Origin of the sequence: Shigella sp. FC1967 (assembly GCF_001743005.1) — a bacterium.
Lineage (GTDB): Bacteria > Pseudomonadota > Gammaproteobacteria > Enterobacterales > Enterobacteriaceae > Proteus.
In genome coordinates, this window is sequence record NZ_MIIZ01000618.1 from 1 (window position 1) to 6,242 (window position 6,242).

Here is a 6,242-nt window from a genome sequence, read left to right on the forward strand (position 1 = left end):
TAACACACACTCCTTATACACTAATGGGCAATAATCTAGCCATCCATTCGGATGCGAAACAATGGATTGATTTTTATCCTTCAAAAGATCAACCCATTGATAATGGTATATTTTATAACCATTTATACTTTCTGCTTGTCCTTGCAATAGGCCTTTTTCTAAAGAAATCAAAAATAAACAACTTTTTATTTTAGGGTTTGCATGAAAATGACGACATTGCCATTTATTTATCTGTGACGATAAAATTTCCCAATTCAATTTTATTCCCCATGCCAATGCTGACTCAGCAAATAAAAATGCCTGTCGTGCTTGTAACTCTTGCATCACTATTTGTTGAGATTGCCTGTAATAATAAGCAAAATTTCCAAGCGCCGATAAACTCATCACAATAAACCCCATGACGACAAGTAAGCTTGCAACCCCTTGCTCATTTTTATTGTGAATTAAATCAATACTCATAACGTAGTCACATTCCTTAACCGAATATCATTCTGATAATGTAATTTCACAGTAGGGGATTGTTTTAAATGAAATTTTAAAGAGATTGAAAGATAAAAAAAGTGGTTTCTCTGTGATAAGACATTGCCTTGAGTAAGGGCGTAAAATAAACTCTGTCACTTCAATTTCATGACTTTCAAAAAATCGTTGCCATCCCGAAGAAGTACAATTTTGTACTCCTCTTAATTGCTCTAATTGCCCATTTTTAAGCCGATAACCAAAATAATCACTCTCTCTTGAAAAGGGCGAGTCCCATCGACCATTACTATTTACGTCATAAGCGAAAATAACGCAGCTGTTTTTATCTTGATAAGCATACTGTCCTATTTTTAATGGTGAAGTGTACAACACCTTTGACTGCGAAACGTTGGCACAATCACCGTGACAATATCCAGTACGCCTTAGTTGTGTTTCTAGTACCAATAACCTTTCTCTTAAAAAAAATATCTAACTGATGCTGTTGGTAAGAATGGTGCAACGTATTCATTACATAAGGATAAGCTCGACTAATACAAAGAAACAGAACACCACTAATTGCCATGACAAAAAGGCATTCCATCAACATCATGCCAGATGAGAATGAAAATATTGCTCGCTTTAACATGGCGAAAATACCTTAATTTTCTGGCTACATGCTCTTATTCTACCTAAAGATGAGATCACAATTTTCACTTCACCCTCTGAACTTTGAAGCACAAAACTCATCGGTCTTAAGGTTTGACGGATCTCCCCAAACGTAAAATTTGAAACTGTTGATTGTGTAAGTTGAACGCCAGAAACTAATTGAAAAATCGTTTGTTTTTCAGTTAAGTGCCGTTGATGAAAAGGAATAGTGACGATTTTATTACTGGGCGATAAATGAAACGATATTTTCATTTTTATATTAAACAGTCGCGCTTGTTGTCGCTGATAAGAAAGAAAAGCAATAGTTTCACGTACACTATGTATCAATTGACGTTGGTGAGTAAATTGCTGATAGGTCGTAATTGATAAGTAACTTAAAATCGAAGCGATCATCATGACAATAAGCATTTCAAGTAGGCTTATTCCAAATTCGCTCTCTTGCTGATGCGCCCTACTTAGGCTTATCTCCATGTTATTGTTCATTTATTTCTCCCTTCCTTTTTAACCTACTGTGAGAATGCAGACAAAACATCTAACGGTAAATAAAGGAAAGTGCTTTTTTCGAACAACAACGCAATAACCGTATTTTCAGAGTAAACACAAAAATAGTCATCAACAAAGCTGGGATAGCTTTCGTTAATTGAGACTAAATTTAATAAATAGAAATAAAAAAGCTCTGTTTATCACTAAACAGAGGCTTTTAAGTACAAAGGAAAGATCAAACCGTAAATGGATATTTTATCGCTTCATGGCATTGATAACCTTCAACAGTAAAATCATTCGTTGTTACCCACGTTTCGATATCTTCCAACGTTTTTATTTTTGGATTGATATGTAATGTTGGCAATGGCAATGGTTCTCTTTTTAATTGTACATCTCGCATTAGTGGTAATTGATTTTCATAGATATGTGCGTTGATTATCTTATGAAATGCTTTACCCGGCTTATGCCCTGTAATTTGAGCCACCAGCGCTAATAAAACAAAACACTGTATTTGGTTGAAATTTAAACCTAATGGCACATCGCAACTACGTTGATAAGAGGTTAAATAAAGCGTATCACCCACTAATGAAAATGTGTGTGTATGCATACAAGGGCGCAAACAACCTAACTCAGTTTCACCTGGGTTATAAAATGTTACGATCTCACCACGATCATCTATACCTTTAGTCAGGTTATCGATCACTTTACGTAATTGATCAAAATGAGAACCATCTGGGCGTTGCCATTGACGTCCTTGAACACCATAAACACGCCCCATATCGTCTTCACCTTTGCGATGAGGATTGTTTAGCCATGCCCCATTTTCATTGGCGTTTGCATTCCAAGTATTACAACCAATTTCACGAAATTGACTGGCGTTGTCGTAACCACGTAAATACCCTAATAATTCTGCGATCGCGGCTTTATAGAAGCTTTTACGAGTCGTTATCAACGGAAATTGATTATTCGCAACATCATATTCCAGATCGGCATTAATCACCGTTAAGCAACGGGTTCCAGTCCGTTTATTATCAATCCATTGCCCTTCATCGATAATGCGTTGACACAATGCCAGATACTGCTTCATGTTGTCTCTCTTGTAATTAGCTAATAATAAAAAATTTATCTCACACTATTTGTGAGTTGGTGTTGGATTTTGTGGTGTCTTTTTATCTTGACGATAAGCCCATACCATAAAAATAATACCCAACAAAATCATTGGAATTGAAAGTATCTGCCCCATACTCACACCGCCAAATAATCCTAGTTGCGCATCTGGTTGACGGAAGAATTCAACAATAATACGGAATGCACCATAACCAATGAGGAACAAACCTGACACACTACCGACTGGGCGACTTTTACGCACAAAGATATTCAGAATAATAAATAATACTACGCCTTCTAACAGCATTTCATAAAGCTGTGATGGATGGCGGGGTAAAACCCCATATTCTTGAATAATAGGCAATAACGTTGTTGGATCTTGGGCAACAAGCTGGAGATCTTCAGAACGAGAGCTTGGGAATAAGAAAGCCCAAGGTGTATCTAATGTGACACGTCCCCATAATTCGCCATTGATAAAGTTACCAATACGACCTAGCCCTAATCCAAATGGAATTAATGGTGCAACAAAGTCTGCCACTTGGAAGAATTTACGTTTAGTACGTTTAGCAAACCAAATCATGGCACAAATAACACCAATTAGGCCACCATGGAACGACATGCCGCCATCCCATACTTTAAAGAGGTAAAGAGGATCATTTAAAAAGACAGGTAGGTTATAGAATAAAACATAACCTAAACGACCACCGATAAACACCCCTACAAAACCGACATAAAGTAATGTTTCAACTTCATTTTTATTCCAACCACTATTCGGTTTTGCAGCTCGACGATTTGCAAGCCATAAGGCAAAGACAAACCCAACTAAATACATCATACCGTACCAATGTAATGACACGGGTCCGATAGAGAACATAACGGGATCAATCTCTGGAAATTTAAGGTAGCTTATACTCATTATTCCCTACTTCACTTAATCAATAATTTCTATGCTGATTATTTTTATTACCAACACAGAAAAGGCTTATACGAAGGTTTGCTAGATACCTCCGCGAATTAATCCACCTAATCCTTGCCGTTCCATAAATTCAGAAGACAATTTTTTAATTTCTGTTGCCGTTTCAGCTTGCAACACCTGTTGCATAAAAAGCTGTAACATCACAGGATCAAGATGGCGCAATAAGTATTTTACCCTAGGTAAACTACGACCACTCATGCTTAACTGCCTAAAACCGAGCCCTATTAACAGCAATGCACCTATCGGCGTACCTGCCATTTCACCACAAACACTCACTGGCAACTGATAATATTGGCATTGTTCCGCAATCAAATTCAGTGAACGCAATAACGCAGGATGCAAATTATCATAAAGTGATGCTACATGCGTATTATTACGATCGACAGCAAGCAAGTATTGAGCCAGATCGTTTGTTCCAACAGAGATAAAATCAACCCGGTTAGCTAATTGTGACAACATAAACACCAATGAAGGCACTTCAAGCATAATGCCTAGCGGAGGTGTAACACATTCACATTTTAGCTCTCGACTCACTTCATCACATGCACGTAGCAGTAATGTCCTTGCTTCGTCAATTTCATCAATACTTGTCACCATCGGCAACAAAATTTTCAAATTTTTAAATTCGAGGTTTGCTTTTAGCATGGCTCGTAACTGAATAAGGAAGATTTCTGGTTGATCAAGTAATATTCTTATTCCTCGCCAACCTAAGCAGGGATTTTCCTCATTAATCGGCATATAAGGAAGTTGCTTATCAGCACCAATATCTAAAGCACGCAATACAACAGGTTTTTCAGGGAAAAAAGAGAGTATTTCGCGATAGCGATTTTTCTGTTCATCTTCAGAAGGAAAACCGCTTTGTAGCATAAAAGGAATTTCTGTCCGATATAAACCAACACCATCTATTCCTACGCTAATGCGTTGTTCATACTTTATGTTTAATCCCGCATTCAGTTGAACACTAACTGCCTCACCATTTTTTAAAAGCGCTTGCTGTTCAAGTTGCTCTTCTGCAATTTGGCTTAATACGCTCTCTTCATCAATAATTTGTTTATATTCTTGAGTTATAAAAGGCTCTGGTTCAATAAATATCTCACCACGATAACCATCAAGAATAAGCATGCGATTATGTAAAAGCTCAGGCTGAATATCTGCTCCCATAATCGCGGGTATTCCCATTGCTCTAACAAGAATGGCAGAATGAGAATGAGTTGCGCCATCTCGAACAATGACACCAGCAAGCTGTTGCTCTGGTAACTCGGCCAATAAACTGGCACTTAATTCATCAGCTACCAAAATAAAGCGCTCTGGCCAAATGTTGGTTGAGCTTAGATCATCATCTAGATGGAATAATAAACGACGCCCTAATGCTTTAAGATCAGAGGCTCTCTCTCGCATATAACCATCTTTTAGACTAGAAAATTGGGCAGCCACTTTTTCAACCACGACTTTAACCGCCCATTCCGCAACATACCCCTGCGTAATGATTGCCGTCATTTTATATTTAAGCTGTGGATCATTAAGTAAATGCGAGTAGAGATCAAATATGGCCGCACTCTCTTTTTGCGAATTCGCCATAAATCGCTTACTAAAGCGACGACATTCTGCGGTAGCATCTTCTAAAGCTACCGTAAGTCGGTTTAATTCTGCTTTTATATCAAGAGCACTGGCTTTAAACACATTTTCAAGGATAGGTTGAGAGACTTCTTGCCAGCCATAAGCCATCACCACGCCAGTCGACACCGAAAGTGCTTTAATACGACTTTGTCGATATTGCCCGAAAAGCCCTTTGGTTTGGACTTGCGATAAGGTGGCGCCGAGCTGTGTCGCCAGCGTCACCATAAAAGATTCTTCGCTTTCATTAAATAAGCGACGCTCTTTTTGCTGAACGACTAATACACCAAGAAGTTGGCGACGATAGACAATAGGAACGCCAAGGAAAGCACGGAGATCATCTTCTTTAACTTGAGGAAGGTATTTAAAGCTAGGATGTTCGCGAATATCAGCGAGGTTGATAAGCTCTGAAAGACGCCCGACCTCACCAACAACGCCTTCATCAAATGAAAGGCTAACGGCTCTTCCTTTTGGTTTTTTTAACCCTTTGGTCGCCATAAGATAAAAACAACTACGTTGTTTATCAGCAAGATAAATAGAACACACATCCGTGTGCATTGCCTGACACGTTTCCTTGACTAAGAGTTCAAGCGCTTCTGGAAGCCCTGCTGCCATAGCCACTTTTTCTACAATTTCTCGCAAACGTGTCAGCATAGTGTTATCTAATACCTTTTACGCCGATATCCATACGATGAACGCGGTAAAGACATTTGTTCTTGCAATGGCATGACTACTGGTGCGAACTCTTTCATGACACGTCGATAGACATCGCGTTTAAAAGAGACGACTTGTCGAACAGGATACCAATAACTCACCCAACGCCAGCCATCAAATTCTGGCGTTTTGCTTTGTTGAACATTAATGTCTTTATCATTACTTGTTAACTGCAAAAGGAACCAACGCTGTTTTTGTCCAATACAAACAGGTTTTGTGTCCCAAC

7 protein-coding genes are annotated in these 6,242 nt (G+C 38.5%); all 7 read right to left on the reverse strand.

Going from position 1 to position 6,242, the window contains the following annotated elements; translation table 11 throughout:
• A partial coding sequence (locus BHE89_RS07550; protein ID WP_069367222.1) for a DUF2509 family protein occupies window positions 1–459 on the reverse strand: 459 nt, incomplete at its 3' end.
• 27 nt (window positions 460–486) lie between these two features.
• A complete protein-coding gene (locus BHE89_RS07555) occupies window positions 487–921 on the reverse strand; it encodes a potassium:proton antiporter (RefSeq protein WP_286145975.1) in 435 nt (144 codons plus the stop codon).
• Window positions 922–1,095: 174 nt separating this feature from the next.
• On the reverse strand, window positions 1,096–1,605 hold the full coding sequence (locus tag BHE89_RS07560) for a potassium:proton antiporter (RefSeq protein ID WP_286138760.1): 510 nt from the start codon (window positions 1,603–1,605) through the stop codon (window positions 1,096–1,098).
• A gap of 235 nt (window positions 1,606–1,840) precedes the next feature.
• The gene (locus tag BHE89_RS07565) at window positions 1,841–2,692 is read right to left on the reverse strand and encodes a thymidylate synthase (protein WP_069367220.1); all 852 of its coding nucleotides are present in this window, start codon (window positions 2,690–2,692) and stop codon (window positions 1,841–1,843) included.
• A gap of 45 nt (window positions 2,693–2,737) precedes the next feature.
• Window positions 2,738–3,628 carry a prolipoprotein diacylglyceryl transferase gene (gene lgt, locus BHE89_RS07570; RefSeq protein WP_006535954.1) on the reverse strand — a complete coding sequence of 297 codons (891 nt, stop codon included), beginning with the start codon at window positions 3,626–3,628 and terminating at the stop codon, window positions 2,738–2,740.
• A gap of 81 nt (window positions 3,629–3,709) precedes the next feature.
• Entirely contained in the window at window positions 3,710–5,956 is a 2,247-nt protein-coding gene (gene ptsP / locus BHE89_RS07575) for a phosphoenolpyruvate--protein phosphotransferase (RefSeq protein WP_069367219.1), read from the reverse strand.
• Window positions 5,957–5,964: 8 nt separating this feature from the next.
• Window positions 5,965–6,242 (reverse strand): NUDIX hydrolase (locus BHE89_RS07580; RefSeq protein ID WP_458694209.1); only part of this gene is annotated, 278 nt, incomplete at its 5' end.

Excerpts from the sequence above, each read along its gene's own strand:
- BHE89_RS07560 (WP_286138760.1), bottom strand. The coding sequence starts at position 1,605 with ATGAACAATAACATGGAGATAAGCCTAAGTAGGGCGCATCAGCAAGAG.
- BHE89_RS07565 (WP_069367220.1), bottom strand. The coding sequence starts at position 2,692 with ATGAAGCAGTATCTGGCATTGTGTCAACGCATTATCGATGAAGGGCAA.
- lgt (WP_006535954.1), bottom strand. The coding sequence starts at position 3,628 with ATGAGTATAAGCTACCTTAAATTTCCAGAGATTGATCCCGTTATGTTC.
- ptsP (WP_069367219.1), bottom strand. The coding sequence starts at position 5,956 with ATGCTGACACGTTTGCGAGAAATTGTAGAAAAAGTGGCTATGGCAGCA.